The 17994-nt window shown below is 39.1% G+C and carries 19 protein-coding genes and 1 pseudogene; 10 read left to right on the top strand and 10 right to left on the bottom strand.

All coding sequences use genetic code 11. The features are described from left to right. Positions 1-47 precede the first annotated feature (47 nt). The 3 genes from HT717_RS08225 to HT717_RS08235 all read right to left on the bottom strand — a co-directional run bounded on the left by HT717_RS08225 (position 48) and on the right by HT717_RS08235 (position 1429). Entirely contained in the window at positions 48-677 is a 630-nt protein-coding gene (locus HT717_RS08225) for an MBL fold metallo-hydrolase (RefSeq protein WP_173304961.1), read from the bottom strand. Positions 678-800: 123 nt separating this feature from the next. Beyond that, positions 801-1064: a hypothetical protein gene (locus HT717_RS08230; protein WP_153193151.1), complete on the bottom strand. Its 264-nt coding sequence runs from the start codon at positions 1062-1064 to the stop codon at positions 801-803. A 50-nt stretch (positions 1065-1114) separates the two neighbouring features. Next, the gene (locus HT717_RS08235) at positions 1115-1429 is read right to left on the bottom strand and encodes a hypothetical protein (protein ID WP_101782547.1); all 315 of its coding nucleotides are present in this window, start codon (positions 1427-1429) and stop codon (positions 1115-1117) included. A 279-nt stretch (positions 1430-1708) separates the two neighbouring features. On the opposite strand from HT717_RS08235, the gene HT717_RS08240 reads away from it, so the two are divergent. Continuing rightward, positions 1709-3931 (top strand): bifunctional (p)ppGpp synthetase/guanosine-3',5'-bis(diphosphate) 3'-pyrophosphohydrolase, encoded by a 2223-nt coding sequence (locus HT717_RS08240; RefSeq protein ID WP_173304963.1) that lies wholly within the window; start codon positions 1709-1711, stop codon positions 3929-3931. Between the two features lie 29 nt (positions 3932-3960). Further along, positions 3961-4404, top strand: a complete 444-nt coding sequence (gene dtd / locus HT717_RS08245; protein WP_173304965.1) for a D-aminoacyl-tRNA deacylase — start codon at positions 3961-3963, stop codon at positions 4402-4404. A gap of 37 nt (positions 4405-4441) precedes the next feature. Here dtd and HT717_RS08250 read toward each other — a convergent pair whose 3' ends face one another. The 4 genes from HT717_RS08250 to HT717_RS08265 form a co-directional block, all read right to left on the bottom strand. Then, complete coding sequence (locus tag HT717_RS08250) at positions 4442-4855, bottom strand: hypothetical protein (protein ID WP_173304967.1); 414 nt, start codon at positions 4853-4855, stop codon at positions 4442-4444. 18 nt (positions 4856-4873) lie between these two features. Continuing rightward, complete coding sequence (locus HT717_RS08255) at positions 4874-5287, bottom strand: hypothetical protein (protein WP_173304969.1); 414 nt, start codon at positions 5285-5287, stop codon at positions 4874-4876. A gap of 119 nt (positions 5288-5406) precedes the next feature. Beyond that, entirely contained in the window at positions 5407-6117 is a 711-nt protein-coding gene (locus HT717_RS08260) for a nicotinamide mononucleotide transporter (protein ID WP_000749117.1), read from the bottom strand. A gap of 118 nt (positions 6118-6235) precedes the next feature. Further along, entirely contained in the window at positions 6236-6886 is a 651-nt protein-coding gene (locus HT717_RS08265) for a metal-dependent transcriptional regulator (RefSeq protein WP_173304971.1), read from the bottom strand. 111 nt (positions 6887-6997) lie between these two features. On the opposite strand from HT717_RS08265, the gene HT717_RS08270 reads away from it, so the two are divergent. The 3 genes from HT717_RS08270 to HT717_RS08280 all read left to right on the top strand — a co-directional run bounded on the left by HT717_RS08270 (position 6998) and on the right by HT717_RS08280 (position 9444). Then, complete coding sequence (locus tag HT717_RS08270) at positions 6998-7840, top strand: metallophosphoesterase family protein (protein ID WP_173304973.1); 843 nt, start codon at positions 6998-7000, stop codon at positions 7838-7840. A 75-nt stretch (positions 7841-7915) separates the two neighbouring features. After that, a complete protein-coding gene (locus HT717_RS08275) occupies positions 7916-8353 on the top strand; it encodes an Rrf2 family transcriptional regulator (protein WP_153226360.1) in 438 nt (145 codons plus the stop codon). 68 nt (positions 8354-8421) lie between these two features. Then, a complete protein-coding gene (locus HT717_RS08280; protein ID WP_173304975.1) occupies positions 8422-9444 on the top strand; it encodes a YdcF family protein in 1023 nt (340 codons plus the stop codon). A gap of 88 nt (positions 9445-9532) precedes the next feature. Here HT717_RS08280 and HT717_RS08285 read toward each other — a convergent pair whose 3' ends face one another. The 3 genes from HT717_RS08285 to HT717_RS08295 form a co-directional block, all read right to left on the bottom strand. Continuing rightward, a complete protein-coding gene (locus tag HT717_RS08285; RefSeq protein WP_173304977.1) occupies positions 9533-10606 on the bottom strand; it encodes a DUF2974 domain-containing protein in 1074 nt (357 codons plus the stop codon). A 123-nt stretch (positions 10607-10729) separates the two neighbouring features. Next, entirely contained in the window at positions 10730-11506 is a 777-nt protein-coding gene (locus HT717_RS08290) for a ferredoxin reductase (protein WP_173304979.1), read from the bottom strand. Between the two features lie 88 nt (positions 11507-11594). Continuing rightward, entirely contained in the window at positions 11595-12164 is a 570-nt protein-coding gene (locus HT717_RS08295) for a TetR/AcrR family transcriptional regulator (protein WP_101776789.1), read from the bottom strand. 408 nt (positions 12165-12572) lie between these two features. On the opposite strand from HT717_RS08295, the gene HT717_RS08300 reads away from it, so the two are divergent. From HT717_RS08300 to HT717_RS08320, 5 genes and pseudogenes are all read left to right on the top strand, one after another. Then, positions 12573-13250: a response regulator transcription factor gene (locus tag HT717_RS08300; RefSeq protein ID WP_000548993.1), complete on the top strand. Its 678-nt coding sequence runs from the start codon at positions 12573-12575 to the stop codon at positions 13248-13250. Then, positions 13243-14217 carry a HAMP domain-containing histidine kinase gene (locus tag HT717_RS08305; RefSeq protein WP_173304981.1) on the top strand — a complete coding sequence of 325 codons (975 nt, stop codon included), beginning with the start codon at positions 13243-13245 and terminating at the stop codon, positions 14215-14217. Before HT717_RS08300 ends, HT717_RS08305 begins: the two co-directional genes overlap by 8 nt. 799 nt (positions 14218-15016) lie before the next feature. Then, positions 15017-16528, top strand: coding sequence for an ABC transporter ATP-binding protein (locus HT717_RS08310; RefSeq protein WP_173304983.1), 1512 nt, complete (start codon positions 15017-15019; stop codon positions 16526-16528). A gap of 95 nt (positions 16529-16623) precedes the next feature. Further along, a pseudogene (locus tag HT717_RS08315) lies at positions 16624-16779 on the top strand (transposase); the annotation flags it as partial. A gap of 165 nt (positions 16780-16944) precedes the next feature. Further along, positions 16945-17994: a DUF389 domain-containing protein gene (locus tag HT717_RS08320; protein ID WP_173304987.1), complete on the top strand. Its 1050-nt coding sequence runs from the start codon at positions 16945-16947 to the stop codon at positions 17992-17994.

Consider the following 17994-nt stretch of genomic DNA (forward strand, 5'->3'; position numbering starts at 1 on the left):
GATTTGCTGGATAGTTTACTTAAATTGCGATATATATCATCATCTTGCTAGAAAAAAGGATTGAAAGTTTTTTCGTGAGCGATAGTAGTAGCTGGACCATGCCCTGGATAAACATCATAGTTTGGTAGAGTGAAAAGTTGAGTCTGAATACTATGGAGGAGTTGTTCCATGCTACCAGTTGGAAGATCCGTCCGTCCGATTGTTTCACGGAACAGAGCATCACCTGTCAAGACCAAATGAGCTTGCGGAAAGACGATAGAAACACCACCGATAGAATGTCCTGGTGTTGGCAAGACAGTGAAACGAAATTCCTCCAGTTGGTATTCTTCGTGAAAGATAAAAGTGTGTTCTGCAGGTTTTGCGACTACATCTTCCATATCATCGTGGCGAGGAAGCCCAGAGAGATTATCAACAGGAGTATAGAGCCAGCTGGCTTCACTCTCTGCGATATAGACAGGAGGATTGCCAAAAATCTCGCGAACCAAGTCCAGACTCATGATATGGTCATAATGGGCGTGGGTCAGGAGAATAGCGCAGATAGGTTTGTTGATCTTCTCGATGGTCTTGCGAATAGCTTCCCAATGGCTACCAGGATCGACAACGATGAGATGATTTTCGCCTTCTAGGTAATAGGTGTTTTCATAGGCAACAGGATTCACGGTTTTATGGATTTTCATATTAGCTCCAATCTCAAAGAATGTACTAAATTAAGTATAGCACAGTTAGGAAGAATAAGTAAGGATTTAAAATGAACTTAAAAACCAGCATGACTGGATGAAGACAGGCTGGTTATCAATTTATCAATATTGGAGAGGTGTCAATTGCCCTTCATAGGTTGCATAAACTCCGTCATTAGCTTGTTTGATAGATGTGATGTTTAGAGTGCCACCGTAGTTGGCTTCTCGTTTATCACTATATTCACTATAAGTTATCCTATTGGGCAGGTTCTGGTCGTTAGCATAGTATTGAACGACTGTTTTTTTATAGCCTTGCTGGCTGAATAGGAACAAACAGCTAACTCCTAACACTAGGAGAGCAAAGATAGAAATAGCAGTTTTTTTCATAGGTGTTCTCCTTATAAACTAAAGGATAAAAGAAAGTATCTTGAGGATTTTTAATTCCAAAATCCAGTTAAGGTACCAGTGTATGTGACACGAGTTCCACCGTTTGATCTTCGTACACTATCTATTTCAAGTGTTCCTTTGAAGGTTGAATGGAAACCATCATTATATTCTGAATAGTAGATAGTTGGTGGGATGTAACCATCATCGTTATAGTATTTTGTTACTGTTTTACTATAACTATGAGAATATATACGCTCATAACGAGGACCTTCAAAGTTATTTGTTGTATTGGTTTCAGCAGCATTGATTGGAACGGCAATGGATAGAGCAGTAGCTCCTAATAGTGTTAGTACAATTTTTTTCATAGGATACTCCTTTGTAAAATGATGTCATTCAAATATATTGACTTGAATGAAAGAGTGATAAGCATAGGGAGTTAAATTATATTTAGATTACAATATGGTTTCCGTTCTTCTATCTCTCCTTCTATCACCTAAATAGAAAATCTAACTGTATAACATATTATAAAAAAACATTTCAGAATTGTCAAGCAATTCTGAAATGTTTTTTTCTTATTCTGTTCCAATCTAGTTTTCATATTCTTAAAAAAGTGATAAAATGGTAGGAAGAATTGGAGAGTAGAGATGCCAAAAGAAGTGAATTTAACGGGCGATGAGGTTGTCGCTTTAACGCAAAAATATTTATCAAAAGAAGATGTTGCTTTTGTCCATAAGGCCTTGGTCTATGCTGTTGAATGCCACAGTGGTCAATACCGCAAATCAGGCGAGCCTTATATCATTCACCCTATCCAAGTGGCAGGTATTTTAGCCAAACTCAAGCTGGATGCTGTAACGGTAGCTTGTGGTTTCTTGCATGATGTGGTGGAAGATACAGATGCGACCTTGGATGACTTGGAAAGAGAGTTTGGACCTGATGTTCGAGTGATTGTCGATGGGGTTACCAAACTCGGTAAGGTCGAGTACAAATCAATCGAGGAGCAATTAGCGGAAAACCACCGCAAGATGCTCATGGCTATGTCTGAGGACATCCGCGTTATCTTGGTCAAATTATCTGACCGCTTGCACAATATGCGGACGCTTAAACACCTTCGAAAAGACAAACAGGAGCGTATTTCCAAAGAAACTATGGAAATCTATGCACCGCTTGCCCACCGTTTGGGGATTTCCAGTGTCAAATGGGAGTTGGAAGACTTATCTTTCCGTTATCTCAATCCGACAGAGTTTTACAAGATTACCCATATGATGAAGGAAAAGCGCAGGGAGCGTGAAGCCTTGGTGGATGAGGTAGTTACAAAATTAGAGGAATATACGACAGATCGTCACTTGAAAGGGAAGATTTACGGTCGTCCCAAGCATATTTACTCGATTTTCCGCAAAATGCAGGATAAGAGAAAACGGTTTGAGGAAATCTATGACCTGATTGCCATTCGTTGTATTTTGGATACCCAAAGTGATGTTTATGCCATGCTTGGTTATGTGCATGAGCTTTGGAAACCCATGCCTGGTCGCTTTAAAGACTATATCGCCAACCGCAAGGCCAATGGTTACCAGTCTATCCATACGACTGTTTATGGGCCAAAAGGACCGATTGAGTTCCAGATTCGAACTAAAGCCATGCACGAGGTGGCTGAGTACGGGGTTGCGGCTCACTGGGCTTATAAGAAAGGCGTTAAGGGGCAGGTTAACAGCAAGGAATCGGCTATTGGGATGAACTGGATCAAGGAGATGATGGAGCTCCAAGACCAGGCTGATGATGCCAAGGAATTTGTGGATTCTGTTAAGGAAAACTATCTGGCAGAGGAAATTTACGTCTTTACCCCAGATGGAGCTGTCCGTTCTCTTCCAAAAGATTCAGGACCGATTGACTTTGCCTACGAAATTCATACTAAAGTCGGTGAAAAAGCGACAGGTGCCAAGGTCAATGGCCGTATGGTTCCACTGACAACCAAGCTCAAGACAGGGGATCAGGTTGAGATTGTTACCAACCCCAACTCCTTTGGACCGAGCCGTGACTGGCTCAATATGGTCAAGACCAGCAAGGCGCGTAACAAGATTCGTCAGTTCTTTAAAAACCAAGATAAGGAATTGTCTGTCAACAAGGGGCGTGAAATGTTGATGGCCCAGTTCCAAGAAAATGGCTATGTAGCCAATAAATTCATGGACAAGCGCCACATGGATCAAGTGCTGCAAAAGACCAGCTACAAGACAGAAGAATCTCTCTTTGCGGCCATTGGTTTTGGAGAAATCGGTGCCATTACCGTCTTTAACCGTCTGACTGAAAAGGAACGCCGTGAGGAAGAGCGTGCCAAGGCCAAGGCTGAGGCAGAGGAGCTTGTCAAAGGTGGCGAGATCAAGGTTGAAAATAAAGAAACCCTCAAGGTCAAGCATGAGGGGGGTGTGGTCATTGAAGGTGCATCAGGTCTCCTCGTGCGGATTGCCAAGTGCTGTAATCCAGTGCCGGGTGACGATATTGTCGGTTATATTACCAAGGGGCGTGGTGTGGCTATTCACCGTGTGGACTGTATGAACCTGCGCGCTCAAGAAAACTATGAGCAACGTCTTCTTGATGTGGAATGGGAAGACCAGTACTCTAGCTCAAATAAGGAGTATATGGCCCATATCGATATCTACGGCCTCAACCGTACAGGACTGTTGAACGACGTACTGCAAGTTCTCTCAAACACAACCAAGAATATCTCGACAGTCAACGCCCAACCAACCAAGGATATGAAATTTGCCAATATCCATGTGTCCTTCGGCATTGCCAACCTCTCTACATTGACTACGGTTGTGGACAAGATTAAGAGTGTTCCAGAAGTTTATTCTGTCAAACGGACCAACGGCTAATTGTCTGAGTTCTTACTAGAAAGGCTATTATGAAAATCATTATCCAACGGGTTAAAAAAGCCCAAGTCAGTATCGAAGGTCAGGTGCAGGGGAAAATCAATCAGGGGCTCTTATTGCTGGTTGGAGTTGGACCAGAGGACCAAGAGGGAGATTTGGACTATGCTGTGAGAAAACTGGTTAATATGCGTATTTTTTCAGACGCAGAAGGCAAGATGAATCTATCTGTCAAAGATATTGAAGGACAAATCCTTTCTGTTTCTCAGTTTACCCTCTTTGCGGACACCAAGAAAGGCAATCGTCCAGCCTTTACAGGGGCAGCCAAGCCTGATATGGCATCAGATTTCTATGATGCATTCAATCAAACATTAGCGCAAGAAGTGCCTGTTCAGACAGGCATCTTTGGAGCGGATATGCAGATTGAGCTGGTCAATGACGGACCAGTTACCATTATCCTAGATACTAAAAATAGATAAGAAAACCAAGCCCAGCCGGCTTGGTTTTTCTCATCTATCATAAAATGCTCCAAAAAGAAATCGGTTCTTGATAGGCTTTTGGGAACTCTCTTTTCAGGCTTTGGCTTATGCGATAGGAGGGGATGAGGTGTCCTAGGATGAGGAGAGTTCCCTGAAGGAAAAGTGGGATACCATTTAAACATATCAAGGAGAGAATGATCAGGCTATCCCATAGGAGGATTTGTAAGGCAAAACGCCAGAATCTTGGTCTAATCTGGGAATAGAGGTGACTAAAGTGGTCACAAAGCTGGTTAGAAAGATAGGTCAATAGCACAGGATGAAAGAAAATGAGCCAACCGCTATAAATTAAAATCCAATCCCAAGTAAGTCTCTCTTTAAATGTCAAAAATGCCAGCATAATTCCATCAATGACAAGGAGCTCAATGGTCTTGGTGTAGATGATTTTTCTCATGCTAAGACCTCCTTTTCCTTAGAGACATTCCCACAAAGAGATATGTTTGTTGTAAAAGTCAGGATAGTTTTCTCTTAGGTAGTCCGCTGTCCTATAATAAAAAGTAGAATGGCAAGCAGTGATGATTGGCATAAGAGTGGGAAATCGCTGAGAACTAACGAAGGCTAAAAGGACAAAAAATAGAAAATCAATGGAGAGAACCCCTAAATAGTAGAAGCGAATCTTTTTATTGATTTGAGGATAAATCTCAGCGAATTGATGTTTGAGTTGGACAAGTAAGCGAAATAGCAGGAGTCCCTGAGCAAGGAGGAAAATAAAACTAGTGAGCAAGAGCCAGTTGAAAACGGTCTCGGGTCTAGTAGTAAAAAATGCCAATAGTAGCAAATCGATGACTGCAATTGCTGTAAAATGGATTCTAAAGAGTTTTTTCATGACAAGACCTCCCTCTTTTATCTAGCTTCATTGTACTCCAAAAGAATGGGAGTTACAAGTAAAATGATAAAAAATTTTAGTAAGGAGATTCTGTTAGATTTCTTTATTTGATTTCCCTCCTATTGCTCCACTTCTTCATCATTCCAGACAAATAAAGCTCCGATTGCATTGAGGATATAAAAGATATATTTTCCGATATTGGCAAAGTTTCCTTGAATGCCAGCCTTTGTCAACTGAACGAAATTGTAAATCAACCAAAAGCCCCACTGAGTTGTCAGTTTCAATGCGTTCAAAGCATTGGCAATGAGGGACAGTGCAAAGGCAATAGTTGTTACGTAGGCAAGGAGATTCATCTTTCCTCCATAGCCGATATAGTTGGTCACAAAGGCAAAGAGGAAGGCGATGATGGAAATGATGATGGCCGCTAATTTTACCTGTTTTTGGCTCATTTGGTTGGGTCTGCCTTCCTGAGAAGCTTCCCATTTCTTGATAGCAAAGGTGTAAATGAGGAAGGTGACAGGATAGGTGATAATGGCCGCCTTATTTCCAAGGATATAATCAATAGTACCAGATAAAATGGTATTAACAATACCAAAGTAATTTCCCCATTTGCTTAATTTTCCCGTGAAACGAGTGGATAACATGGAAATCCCAACGTTGGTTACGGAAATCAATCCAAAGGGAACAAGAGCAGTCCATGGTCCCCAATCTACAAATTTATCGAGGCGTGAGTTGAGGTAACCAGATGCAATCGCAATTCCAACGACCAAAGCAACCCCGAAGAGGTCAAACCATTTGGATGTCGCAAAAATTTTTAGTGATTTTTTCATAGGTTAAACTATCTTTCTTTTTTTTACAAACATTCTACAACTAAATGAGAGTAAAATCAAATGATAGAAATAAAACCCTGAAAATTTGATTTTCAGGGTTGGTAGGGGACTTGAGAAATTAGTTGATTTTCTCGACATAGAGTTGTTTGGCAATGTCCATATTTACTTGTAAATCCTCGTCTTTACTAAGGATAGTGAAGGTGTTGCTGAAGCCATCAAACTGCTTGACTTGGAGCGAATCACCGATGCAAAGTGAGTGCTTGTCCAGATAACTGAGAATGTCAAAACTATCATGCACCCGAGTCAGGCGGTAGGCGCCAGCTTCCTTGATGTCAGCTAGTGGCAGGTTATTGATTTCGACTAGGAGTTCTCCCTTGGCAGGAATAGTACCTCCGTGGGGGCAGGTCTTGGGAAATCCTAGTAGTTTATCCAGTCTTTCCACGAACAGGTCAGAGACAGTATGCTCCAGGACCTCAGCTTCCTCGTGAATCTGGTCACTTGTATAGTCTAAATGATGGACTAGAAAAACTTCAATCAAGCGATGCTTACGGTAGAGCTCTGAGACCAGTTTGAGTCCAAGGTCAGTCAGTAGATAGCCACATTCCTTGTCCTTGAGGATGAGATTTTCACTTTTCATCCGTTTAATCATTTCAGTTACGGCAGGGGGAGAGACTTGCATGCGGGCCGCAATTTCCTTGTTGGTGATTTTATGCAGGTCTATGCCAATTTCATAAATACATTTTAGATAGTCTTCTTTATTCGGGGTCATTCGCTTCCTCTTGTCTAATGTCTTTATCTAGTATATCAAAAAAAGCTAGATTTCTCTAGCTGTGACTTTTTATGTTATACTTATTGCAAGAGAAAAAATGAGGAGATGGATATGACAAAGATAGCTCTTCTTTCAGATATTCATGGGAATACCACTGCTTTAGAGGCTGTTTTGGCAGATGCTCGGCAGCTAGGAGTGGATGAATACTGGCTTCTGGGAGATATTCTCATGCCAGGGACAGGTCGTAGAAGGATTTTGGACTTGTTGGATCAACTACCGATTACGGCTAGAGTTTTGGGAAACTGGGAAGACAGTCTGTGGCATGGTGTCCGTAAGGAATTGGATAGTACTCGGCCCAGTCAACGCTATCTCTTGCGCCAGTGCCAGTATGTTTTAGAGGAAATTTCCCTAGAAGAAATTGAATTGCTCCACAATCAACCTCTCCAGATCCATCGTCAGTTTGGGGATTTGACGGTGGGAATTAGTCATCATTTGCCTGATAAGAACTGGGGGCGAGAGTTGATTCATACTGGAGCGCAAGAGGATTTTGACCGCTTGGTGACCAATCCTCCTTGTGATATTGCTGTTTATGGCCATATTCACCAGCAGTTGCTTCGTTACGGGACTGGTGGGCAATTGATTGTCAATCCGGGTTCGATTGGGCAACCTTTCTTTCTAGATGCCCAGTTACGGAAGGACTTGCGAGCTCAGTATATGATTTTGGAGTTTGATGACAAGGGCTTGGTAGATATGAACTTCCGACGGGTAGACTACGATGTGGCAGCTGAATTGCAGCTGGCTAAAGACCTGAAACTTCCCTATTTTGAGGTTTACTATGAAAGTCTGGTCAATGGGATCCACCATACCCACAATCAGGAATTTCTGAGAGAATTGGCACAGAAAGAGGGCTATGATAGTGAATTAGATGTCTGGTTAAAAAGTGGTAACGATTGACATTACAACCAAAAAGGGTATAATAATAGAAAAAGAAGAGTAGAGGCAGGGCAGCCTCGTAAAAAGGAGAAGAGCATGCAAATTCCAAGTAGATTTACCATTGCGACTCATATGCTGATAATCATTGCCCTCAAGGGGAAGGAAAGCAAGGTGACCAGTGATTTTCTGGCTGCTAGTGTCGGGGTTAACCCTGTCATTATCAGAAAAACCTTGTCCCAGTTGAAGAAGGCAGAGCTGATTTCAGTAGCGCGTGGAACAGGGGGGACAGAGATTGTCAAAGATCTCAAAGATATTAGTCTTTTAGATGTTTATCAGGCGGTTGAGTGTCTTGGTAAGACAGGCCAACTCTTCAGTTTCCATGACAATCCAAATCCAAATTGCCCAGTCGGAGCTCATATTCATGAGGTTTTGGATCAAAAATTGGAGAGAATCCAGCTGGCTATGGAGGCTGAACTTGGTCAGACCAGTTTAGAACAAGTCGTGGTCGATGCAGAGAGTCAGATGAAGGATTGAGAGGGATAGATGCCCTCTTTTTCTCTTTGGATAATTATGATAAAATCTATTTACAAAAGGAGGAAATGATGTATCTTTTTACAGGAATTATTGTAGCCGCATTTGTCTTTTCATTTTGGAAAGATAACAGAAGTCTTTGGAATCCAGCCTTATTTTTATTGTCTCTCATCTCAATCTATTTATCGGTGGCCCATTTTTTTTATCAGAATGGATATGAAAAGGTTCACTTATTCTTTTTGGTATTTACCTTTGTCTTCCTTCCTTTTTTGCTTTTTCTAAGTGGGTTCTTTTTAATCTATAATGGAGTCATCCTACTGAAACGAGAAGGACATTCAAAAGCTAATTATCTTTCTATGTTACTTGGTTTTGTTATCCTGATATTTTTTGGAATCATGTCATTTAGATTGTGGGATAGGAATGAGATATTTTCTACAAATCACTTTCTGAATCTCCTATTTCTATTTACGACTTATTCTTATTTTCTTTTCGGTTTTGCTTTTGCAGGATTTATGCTTTATTCTATCCTGTACCTGTTTATTCCTAAAAAGAAAAGCTATGACTTTATCATTATTCATGGAGCTGGCTTGTTAGACGGAGAAAGAGTGACACCCTTACTCAAGCGTCGGATTGATAAGGCAATCGAGGCCTTCAGGGCTTCTCCTAATCCCAATGTTAAACTGATTGCAAGCGGAGGTCAAGGAGAAGATGAGAAGATTTCTGAAGCGCAGGCTATTTGTAATTATATCTTAGAAGAGACAGATGTCAGTATGGAATCCATTCTTCTTGAAGACAAGTCCAGAACGACCTATGAGAATTTATTGTTTTCAAAAGAAGTGGGAGAACAATTGGTTGAAAGTCCTTGTTTCCTCTTTGTTACTAATGACTATCATGTCTTTCGTACAAGTACCTATGCTCGTAAGCTAAATATGAAGGGAGATGGGCTCGGATGTAGGACGGCAGGCTACTACATACCATCTGCTTTTATTCGGGAGTACGTGGCCCTCTGTGTCAAAATGAAATGGCTTTTCCTTGCCTTTTATGTCCTGCTATTAGCCCTCATTTTGATAGCCTACAAAGGGATTCTTTGGTAGTCAGATTCTATTTAAAAAGACTTAGAATGCACATGAAAGTCTGTATTCTAGGTCTTTTGTTTTATATATATTTGATTTTTGAAAGGTATTATCTATTCTTCCATGCTTGGTAACGGGTATCAATCAATAATTGGGTAAGGCGTCCCATGGTTTCCCTTTCTTCTGGAGTGAGAGATTGAGCTTGGACAAAGAGATGATGAATGTGTTCAATAGCCTTGAAGGAAGACAGGTCATTGATGGAGCTAATTCCAGCAGCTAGAATGGTGCCAAAGAAGAGGTCGAAGTAGAGCTGGAGTTCTTCGTCAGGGACTGTCGCTACCCATTCTTTGAAGGTTGTGTCTACTTGTTGACTATCCCTATTGGTCTTATCCAGTTGAACGAATTGCTTGTCATCAATTTGCCAGCTAAAGGTATCGTGCTGGGCGATGCCACCCAAGGCAGTGCTATGAACGATGATTTGGTGGGCAGGAATTTCCAACATCCTACCGATAATGGAACCTTGTGGAATGAAGACCTTGGTTCTATCCATTATCCTTTTATAGCCCTCAGTTTGTGTCAGTTCTTTGTGGAGACCAGGTGCATCAAATGTATAAACTGCTGTGATCTGATCTTGCAAGCTTTTCTCAATTTGACTAGCAGCATAGATAGCTAGATTTCCTCCCTTGGAATGCCCAGCCAGAATGACCTTTTGCTTAGGATGTTGGACAAGAAAGTTCTTTAAATAGCGAAGGGCGTGCTTTTGAGCAGGAATTTCCTTCATATAGGTCAGGTGGAAATCTTCCTTCCAGCCAATGATACTGTCATCTATCCCACGAAAGACAATCAGATAGGTATCGAGAGTGAGGCGGTAGGTCATAGCCGCAAACTGTTTTTGCAATTCAGGGTCGATGTCATTGATAAAATGGGAGAGTTTGCAATTTTTGAAGCGTTTGTGTTGAGCTAGTTCATCTAATAGCTGGAGGCGATTTTTGCTGGTCAACATGTTAGATTCTCTTGGAACCTGAGGTGCCAGGTCTAAAAGTCGCTGAGGAGCTGTGGAGACCAGATTATCAAAGGAGAGGTAGGTGATTTCTGTTAAGGCTAGAATGTCTAATTCATTTAAAGGAAGGTCGTAAAAGGAATCGTGTGCGACATCTTTCAGGTAGTCAAAAATATTGGTCATAAGAACTCCTTTCTTTTTATTTATCTTATCACAATCACATATAATTTACTAGTTGGTTTGTACGAGCTCTCTACATACTAACCTATAATGGTATGATTCAGACACATAGAAGACAGTTTGCTTTTATTTCAAACCTCTAAACATACTTGTTTGTATCTGTTTGGCGTCAATCCCATTCTCTTTTAAGAAATTCTTCATCTCATTTATATCATCAGGTTGGCCGGTTAAGAGATAAATAGCTTGGTTACCGTATTTCACAACCGCATTTTTTAAAAATGCTTGGCTTTGAGAAAAGGTTTCGCTAGTTTTATAAGTTAGATTCGGATTATTCTTACTAAGCTCTCTTAACTCATTATCAAAAATGTTTACTCCTTTGTCTAAATGATTAAGAATGATGGAGCGCTTACCAGCCCACTCTTTCACAACTGGACGTAGAGTAGAAATACCGACATCAGAGGCAAAACAAACCAGTGCTTGGTCATTGTCTTTAACAGATAAAGATGACTCCAGCCAACTCATCTCAATTTTACTACCAGCTGGTAAATGTGTTAAGGTTTCCTTAAACACGCTACCACTATTATGGGTTACAATAAGAATTTCATCCTCATCAGGAGTGGAAGCAAGGGTTAGCCATCGGCTAGCCTGATCCTCCTTTACTGGACTTTTGTCTGGACCAAACGAGCTGTCAGGAAGCTTAAACTGAGCATAGGAGCCAGCTTTCCATATTTGATTTTTTGGTTTTGTGATGTGAACTAAATACAAATCTCCGCTGGGATTTTCAATGGATTTTATCGATAAAGTTTGACTTCGTCCAAGATAGGTAATGATTCCCCAAGATATAAAGCCGAGCACTCCAAGTGTAGTTAGAATAATTATGAACATTTTTTTCCCTCGTTTCATTTTTAACTCCTATAGTGTAGTAATTTTCTATGAATGAATAATATTTTTTTTCATTCAATAATTTCCAAAAAATAAAGAAAAGATTTCTTTATTTCAGTATTCCTTTAATGAAGTTGGTTGCTAGTATTTCTACAGTTTTGCTAATATCTGGAAAATCATTTTCTGTGATATGCATATCCATGTAGTAAAATAGGTTGTAAACTTGTAAAATATCTTGAATTTTTTCTGGAGAATGGCCTTCAGCCTGCAAACGATGAGTAAAGGTTTTCACGAGAAATTGATGAAATGGATTCGTGACTTTCCCTTCTTCTGAGGAATAGTAGCTATGCAACTCATCTGCTATGGCAGGATTGTACCATTCTGCAAGGATTTTATTGGAGGAAACGAGTGCTCTGGATTGAGCAAAGAGTTGACTAATAAGATCAATCATATCAATTTCCCAATCCAGTTCTTCGATCATAGTTTGGCGAACACGGTTGTTTTCATCAATATAGATATCTAAAAAAATAGCTTCTTTACTTTCGTAATAGTTATAAAAAGATCCGACTGCCATATGAGCTTGTCTAGCAATTTCTGAAATTCCTGTCGCCTTGTATCCTTTTTTTGAAAAAACTTCATAAGCTGCGGATTTCAAAGCCTGTTTTTTGTCCAATTTGATTCACCTCTTTTCTGAATGAATATTAAATATTGTTCATTCATATCTTAACAAATCTTTTTCAGATTGTCAATCTGAAAGCTAGAACTTTTTACGGATACCACTCGATAAGGAGCTTTTCAATGTTAGAAGAGTATAGAGTGTCGTTTTAACTACACTCAAGGTTTGGAAGAATAGATATAAATTTTGGTTAAGGGGATGGATAAAAGAACTGAAATGAAGGTTGAAAAAATTAAAAATAAAAGGGTAGTGCTGGCACTATGTCTGAAAATAAGGTATGATATTAATGGGGTTATTCACTATCTGTTTTTGAGCTGTTGTGACAAGGAAATGTCAAAAAAGTATTAGATACTAAGCCCTCTATTTATACTAAAGGATTTAAGACTCCTAAAATTAGCAAAGGAGAATCAGATGCACAAGATTTTACTAGTAGAAGATGATCAGGTCATTCGTCAACAGGTCGGAAAAATGCTCTCTGAATGGGGATTTGAAGTGGTTCTGGTAGAAGACTTTATGGAAGTTTTGAGTCTATTTGTCCAATCGGAACCTCATCTGGTCCTCATGGATATTGGGCTGCCCTTGTTTAATGGTTATCACTGGTGTCAGGAAATTCGCAAGATTTCCAAGGTGCCTATAATGTTTCTGTCTTCGAGAGACCAGGCTATGGATATTGTCATGGCAATCAATATGGGCGCGGATGACTTTGTGACCAAACCTTTTGACCAGCAGGTTCTTTTAGCCAAGGTTCAGGGCTTGCTGCGTCGTTCCTATGAGTTCGGGCGTGACGAGAGTTTACTGGAATATGCTGGTGTTATCCTCAATACCAAATCTATGGATGTACATTATCAAGGCCAAGTCTTGAATTTGACCAAGAACGAATTCCAGATTTTACGCGTTTTATTTGAGCATGCGGGCAATATTGTAGCGCGTGACGACCTGATGCGGGAACTTTGGAACAGTGACTTTTTCATTGATGATAATACGCTCTCTGTCAATGTGGCTCGATTGCGTAAAAAGTTGGAAGAGCAGGGCTTGGTAGGATTTATCGAGACCAAGAAAGGGATAGGGTACGGACTGAAGCATGCTTGATTGGAAACAATTTTTTCTAGCCTATCTGCGTTCCCGTAGTCGTCTGTTTGTCTATCTGCTTGCTTTGGCATTTCTGGTTTTGCTCTTTCAGTTTTTATTTGCCAGTTTGGGAATTTACTTTCTCTACTTTTTCCTCTTGTGTTGCTTTGTAACCATCTTATTTTTCACTTGGGACATACTGATGGAAATGCAGGTCTATCGCCAGGAACTTCTCTATGGGGAGAGGGAAGCCAAATCTCCATTGGAAAGAGTTTTGGCTGAAAAATTAGAAGCGCGGGAGATGGAACTCTATCAGCAGAGGTCTGACGCAGAAAGAAAACTGACGGATTTGCTGGATTACTATACCTTGTGGGTCCATCAGATTAAGACCCCCATTGCAGCTAGTCAACTCTTAGTTGCAGAAGTAGCCGACCGCCAACTGAAGCAGCAATTAGAACAGGAAATTTTCAAGATTGACTCCTATACCAATCTAGTTTTACAGTACCTGCGTTTAGAAAGTTTCCATGATGATTTGGTCTTAAAGCAGGTTCAAATTGAGGACTTGGTCAAGGAAATAATTCGTAAATATGCTCTTTTCTTTATTCAAAAAGGCTTAAATGTCAACCTACATGACCTTGATAAAGAAATCGTGACGGATAAAAAGTGGCTGCTAGTGGTCATTGAACAAATTATCTCAAATAGTCTCAAGTACACCAAGGAAGGTGGTCTGGAGATTTATATGGAGGGGCAAGAGCTTTGTATCAAGGACACAGGAATTGGGATAAAAAACAGTGATGTCCTCCGAGTCTTTGAACGCGGATTTTCAGGTTACAATGGGCGCCTAACCCAGCAGTCATCTGGTCTTGGCCTCTACCTATCTAAGAAAATTTCTGAAGAACTAGGTCACCAGATTCGTATCGAGTCTGAGGTTGGAAAAGGAACGATAGTGCGGATTCAGTTTGCTCAAGTGAACTTAGTCCTTGAGTGAGAAGAGGCAATGAGTTTTTACCCAATCTCTTTTTGCTATATTTCAGGATATTTGAAGACTGTTTTTTACAAAACCAATAATAGAATTTTTAATACGGAATATAGTATAAATACTGGTTCAAAGTGAAGTTTTGTATGCTTTATACTTTTGTTGAGTATAAAATCTATAAACTAAGGGTGAATTACAAAAATTAATTTGAGATGAAGTGAATTGTAGACTTGGGAAATGTTTCCTATTCGATTTCAGAATGAATCGTTGATACAGGATTAAAAGAACTGCAGCTTTCTTTTTATTTTGAATGAGATAGGTGTATATAGATTTGTGTAACTGGTGTGGAATTGTTTCCAAGAATTTATTGAATGTATCGAATACACACATTCTATTGATTTTGAACCAGTTTTTAATTTCTAAATGTTATAATAGTTTTATCAAGTAAAAGGAGACTGCCATGATTGGAGACAATATAAAATTCTTACGAAAATCACATAATCTGATATAACCAGAATTTTCACGGATTGTGGGTGTGTCACGAAATAGCCTAAATCGTTAGAAAAAGCTGAAAAAGCTTACTTTCAATAGAAGTATTGGAAATATTCATTTTACATCTATCAAAGAAACATGGGATAGACCTATATTTTACAAAATAGCAAATTATATTTTGAATGATAGTAAAAACTGCAGTACTTGTGTGATTTACAATTATTGCACTCAATGTCCGAGTATCGCACTATCTGAAATAGGGAATAGTAGAGATTGTTCTGCGATATGTAAAAAAACGCATTAGCAAGGAGTATTGTATATGCTACCATATCTTAAAACTATTAAATGGTATCTCTTCTTTAATTTTCTTTTTGGTGTAGTATCGAATATCTGCACAGCTTTGTTACCGTATTTCACGCAGGCATTAATCAAAGGGGATTATCAAGTAGCTCTATATGGTTACTCTATGTCAGTGGCAGGCTATTTGAGTTGTAACTATATCCAAATGATACTTGATTGGAAGCAGGGGATTATCTTTTCGACTACTTTGAAAAATGAGTGGTTTCGTTCACTTCTGGGACTCAGTCACCACGATTTCAAGCAGAAAACAGTAGCAGAGTATATTTCCTATCAATCTAATGACCTAGATTCGTTGGAAAAGGATTACCTTCCTCCATTGATGAGTTTTATCAAACAAATTTTACGTATCATCATTTACGCTTTCATTATTAGCAGAACAATTAATCCTATTGTATCACTGATTTTAATCTTTTCCACTGGAATTAGTATTCAAATTCCTAAAATCGTTGGGAAGTTGACCGCTAATCGTAGACAGGTTTACTTGAAAAAACAAGGAGATTACTATCGAACTTTGGAGGATTTGCTCATGGGACATCATTTGGTAAATAAACTAACTATGTCGCATTTTTTGAATCAACAAAAGAGCTCTCTAAAGAATTTGCAGGATAAGTATTTTAAGTATGGTTTGACAAAAATTACAGGCATCTTATTGACAGGTGTTTCTTTTGAATTCATTAGTCTTGTTCTGTTTATTTATTTAGCCTACTCTCTATCTCACCAGCAACTCGGTATTCCTGAGGTGGTGGCGAGTTTCGGATATATTAATGCTTTTTCTGAACCAATACAGGAAATCCTTTATGATTTACAAATGTTAGAGTCCGTAAAGCCTGTAATCAAGAGTTTTCAAAACATTGTTGGGAGATCCGTTTCAGTTCAAGCACCTCAACATTCTTTTGATACGATTACTTTGAAAAACATTTCCAAACAACTGGGAGAATCAAAATTGATAATTACTTCCGCTACGATTCAAAAAGGGGATAAAATTGCGCTTATTGGTAAGAATGGGTCTGGAAAAAGTAGTCTTCTCAACATTTTAAATGGAACAGATGAAGATTTTGAAGGACAAATTGTGCTAGATGGGCTTGTTTTGGACCATCTTTGGGGAAGATTCGGTATGATTCTGCAACAAGAACATACATTTATTTCGAGTTATGAAAATAATGTAACGCTATTCAATAGTTTCAATGAAAAATTCAGAGAAGAAGATTTTGAAAAAATTCCACCACAAACCCTGTCAGGTGGTCAGCAACAACGAATGTATTTAAATCGTGAGAAAAATCGTAAAAATCCATTGCTTATCCTAGACGAACCTTTCTCTGCCTTGGATACTAATCAGTTTAAAATGGAATTGGAAAGAGTTCTGGAACTACCAAGTGCCGTCATTGTTACTTTACATCGCCAAAACGAATTATTAAGTAAGTTTGACCAAGTTTGGGAAATTAAGAATGGAGAACTTGTAATTTTGAAATAGCTAAATTATAAAGAATAAAACGCATAGTATCAAGGTTCTTCTGAACTGAACCCCAAAAGTTAGCCAAAAAATCTAACTTTTGGGGTGTTTTTATCATGAAGTTAACTTATGATGATAAAGTTCAGATCTATGAACTTAGAAAACAAGGATATAGCTTAGAGAAGCTTTCAAATAAATTTGGGATAAACAATTCTAATATTAGGTACATGATTAAATTGATTGACCGTTACGGAATAGAGTTCGTCAGAGAAAGACTGTAAAATTTTTGATATAATGTTAAGGATGGACTGACGGATACTTAAAGGATAATTTTCAAAAGAATAACAGGTGAGAAGAAAAATATATAAGATTGGACAGAAGTCTCTCTACCCTCATCCATGCAGAAACAAGATTATGTGAAATAAAAGGAGTAACCAATGATCGGAAACTATTCAACACGTGAATACCGTGAGAAATTATATGATGATCTTCATGTTCGATTAAGAGATACAGTGATTTTGATGTGTGCGATTTTTATTGCCTCTATCGGACTAAATATGAATTCAACAGCTGTCATTATTGGAGCCATGCTGATTTCCCCTCTTATGACACCGATTGTTGGACTCGGATTTGGTTTAGCTATTTTTGATACGCGTTTAATCAAGCAATCTCTAGAGGTTTTATTTACCCAAGTATTGGTCAGCTTGCTTGTCTCGGCTCTGTATTTCTGGATTTCTCCCTTATCCTATGAAAGTAGCGAATTGATTGCACGAACCTCTCCAACCATTTGGGATGTGCTCATTGCTATTGCTGGTGGGATAGCAGGTTTCATTGGTTCAAGGAAAAAAGAAGCAAACAATATCGTGCCAGGAGTAGCCATTGCAACAGCTCTGATGCCACCTATCTGCACTGCAGGATATGGTTTAGCTAATGGAAATGTACGATTTTTATTTGGGGCTTTTTATCTTTTCTTGATCAACTGTGTCTTTATCATGCTAATCAACATTGTTGGAACAAGAATTATGATGAGAAAATCTCCCTTAAGTTCATTTAAAGAGCTAAACATTAAAATGAGAATTGGGTTGATCTCCTTGATTGTATTATTGGTTCTTCCAGCCAGCTATTCAGCAGTCACTCTGACGATGGATCAAGCACGAAAAGAAGGGATCAAACAATTTGTAGGAAAAGAGTTCGCCAATCATACGGTCATTAATCAAGTCTACAAGTCAAGGAGCAATGAACTAGTCTTGACGGTTGTTGGAGATCCAATTTCAGAAGAAGAATTAGAAACTCTCCACAAAAAACAAGCCTCTTACGGCATTCAATCTGTTCAATTGAAAGTCAATCAAGTCCATAATTCGACAAAATTAGACAGTGATACGACCAAGGAATTTTATGAAATCATTAACAAGTATATCGATCAAAAACTCTCTGAAAAAGATTCACAAAAAGATCTCGTAAAAGAAAATGAAGCAGACAAGGATTGA

It is taken from the genome of Streptococcus sp. 959, assembly GCF_013277075.1.
GTDB classification, from domain to species: Bacteria; Bacillota; Bacilli; order Lactobacillales; family Streptococcaceae; genus Streptococcus; species Streptococcus pseudopneumoniae_C.

Coding starts and splice junctions, on each gene's coding strand:
- HT717_RS08250 (WP_173304967.1), bottom strand. CDS start 4,855: ATGAGAAAAATCATCTACACCAAGACCATTGAGCTCCTTGTCATTGAT.
- HT717_RS08265 (WP_173304971.1), bottom strand. CDS start 6,886: ATGACCCCGAATAAAGAAGACTATCTAAAATGTATTTATGAAATTGGC.
- HT717_RS08255 (WP_173304969.1), bottom strand. CDS start 5,287: ATGAAAAAACTCTTTAGAATCCATTTTACAGCAATTGCAGTCATCGAT.
- HT717_RS08230 (WP_153193151.1), bottom strand. CDS start 1,064: ATGAAAAAAACTGCTATTTCTATCTTTGCTCTCCTAGTGTTAGGAGTT.
- HT717_RS08305 (WP_173304981.1), top strand. CDS start 13,243: ATGCTTGATTGGAAACAATTTTTTCTAGCCTATCTGCGTTCCCGTAGT.
- HT717_RS08285 (WP_173304977.1), bottom strand. CDS start 10,606: ATGACCAATATTTTTGACTACCTGAAAGATGTCGCACACGATTCCTTT.
- HT717_RS08310 (WP_173304983.1), top strand. CDS start 15,017: ATGCTACCATATCTTAAAACTATTAAATGGTATCTCTTCTTTAATTTT.
- HT717_RS08290 (WP_173304979.1), bottom strand. CDS start 11,506: ATGAAACGAGGGAAAAAAATGTTCATAATTATTCTAACTACACTTGGA.
- HT717_RS08275 (WP_153226360.1), top strand. CDS start 7,916: ATGCAAATTCCAAGTAGATTTACCATTGCGACTCATATGCTGATAATC.
- HT717_RS08240 (WP_173304963.1), top strand. CDS start 1,709: ATGCCAAAAGAAGTGAATTTAACGGGCGATGAGGTTGTCGCTTTAACG.
- HT717_RS08260 (WP_000749117.1), bottom strand. CDS start 6,117: ATGAAAAAATCACTAAAAATTTTTGCGACATCCAAATGGTTTGACCTC.
- HT717_RS08270 (WP_173304973.1), top strand. CDS start 6,998: ATGACAAAGATAGCTCTTCTTTCAGATATTCATGGGAATACCACTGCT.
- HT717_RS08280 (WP_173304975.1), top strand. CDS start 8,422: ATGTATCTTTTTACAGGAATTATTGTAGCCGCATTTGTCTTTTCATTT.
- HT717_RS08225 (WP_173304961.1), bottom strand. CDS start 677: ATGAAAATCCATAAAACCGTGAATCCTGTTGCCTATGAAAACACCTAT.
- dtd (WP_173304965.1), top strand. CDS start 3,961: ATGAAAATCATTATCCAACGGGTTAAAAAAGCCCAAGTCAGTATCGAA.
- HT717_RS08320 (WP_173304987.1), top strand. CDS start 16,945: ATGATCGGAAACTATTCAACACGTGAATACCGTGAGAAATTATATGAT.
- HT717_RS08235 (WP_101782547.1), bottom strand. CDS start 1,429: ATGAAAAAAATTGTACTAACACTATTAGGAGCTACTGCTCTATCCATT.
- HT717_RS08300 (WP_000548993.1), top strand. CDS start 12,573: ATGCACAAGATTTTACTAGTAGAAGATGATCAGGTCATTCGTCAACAG.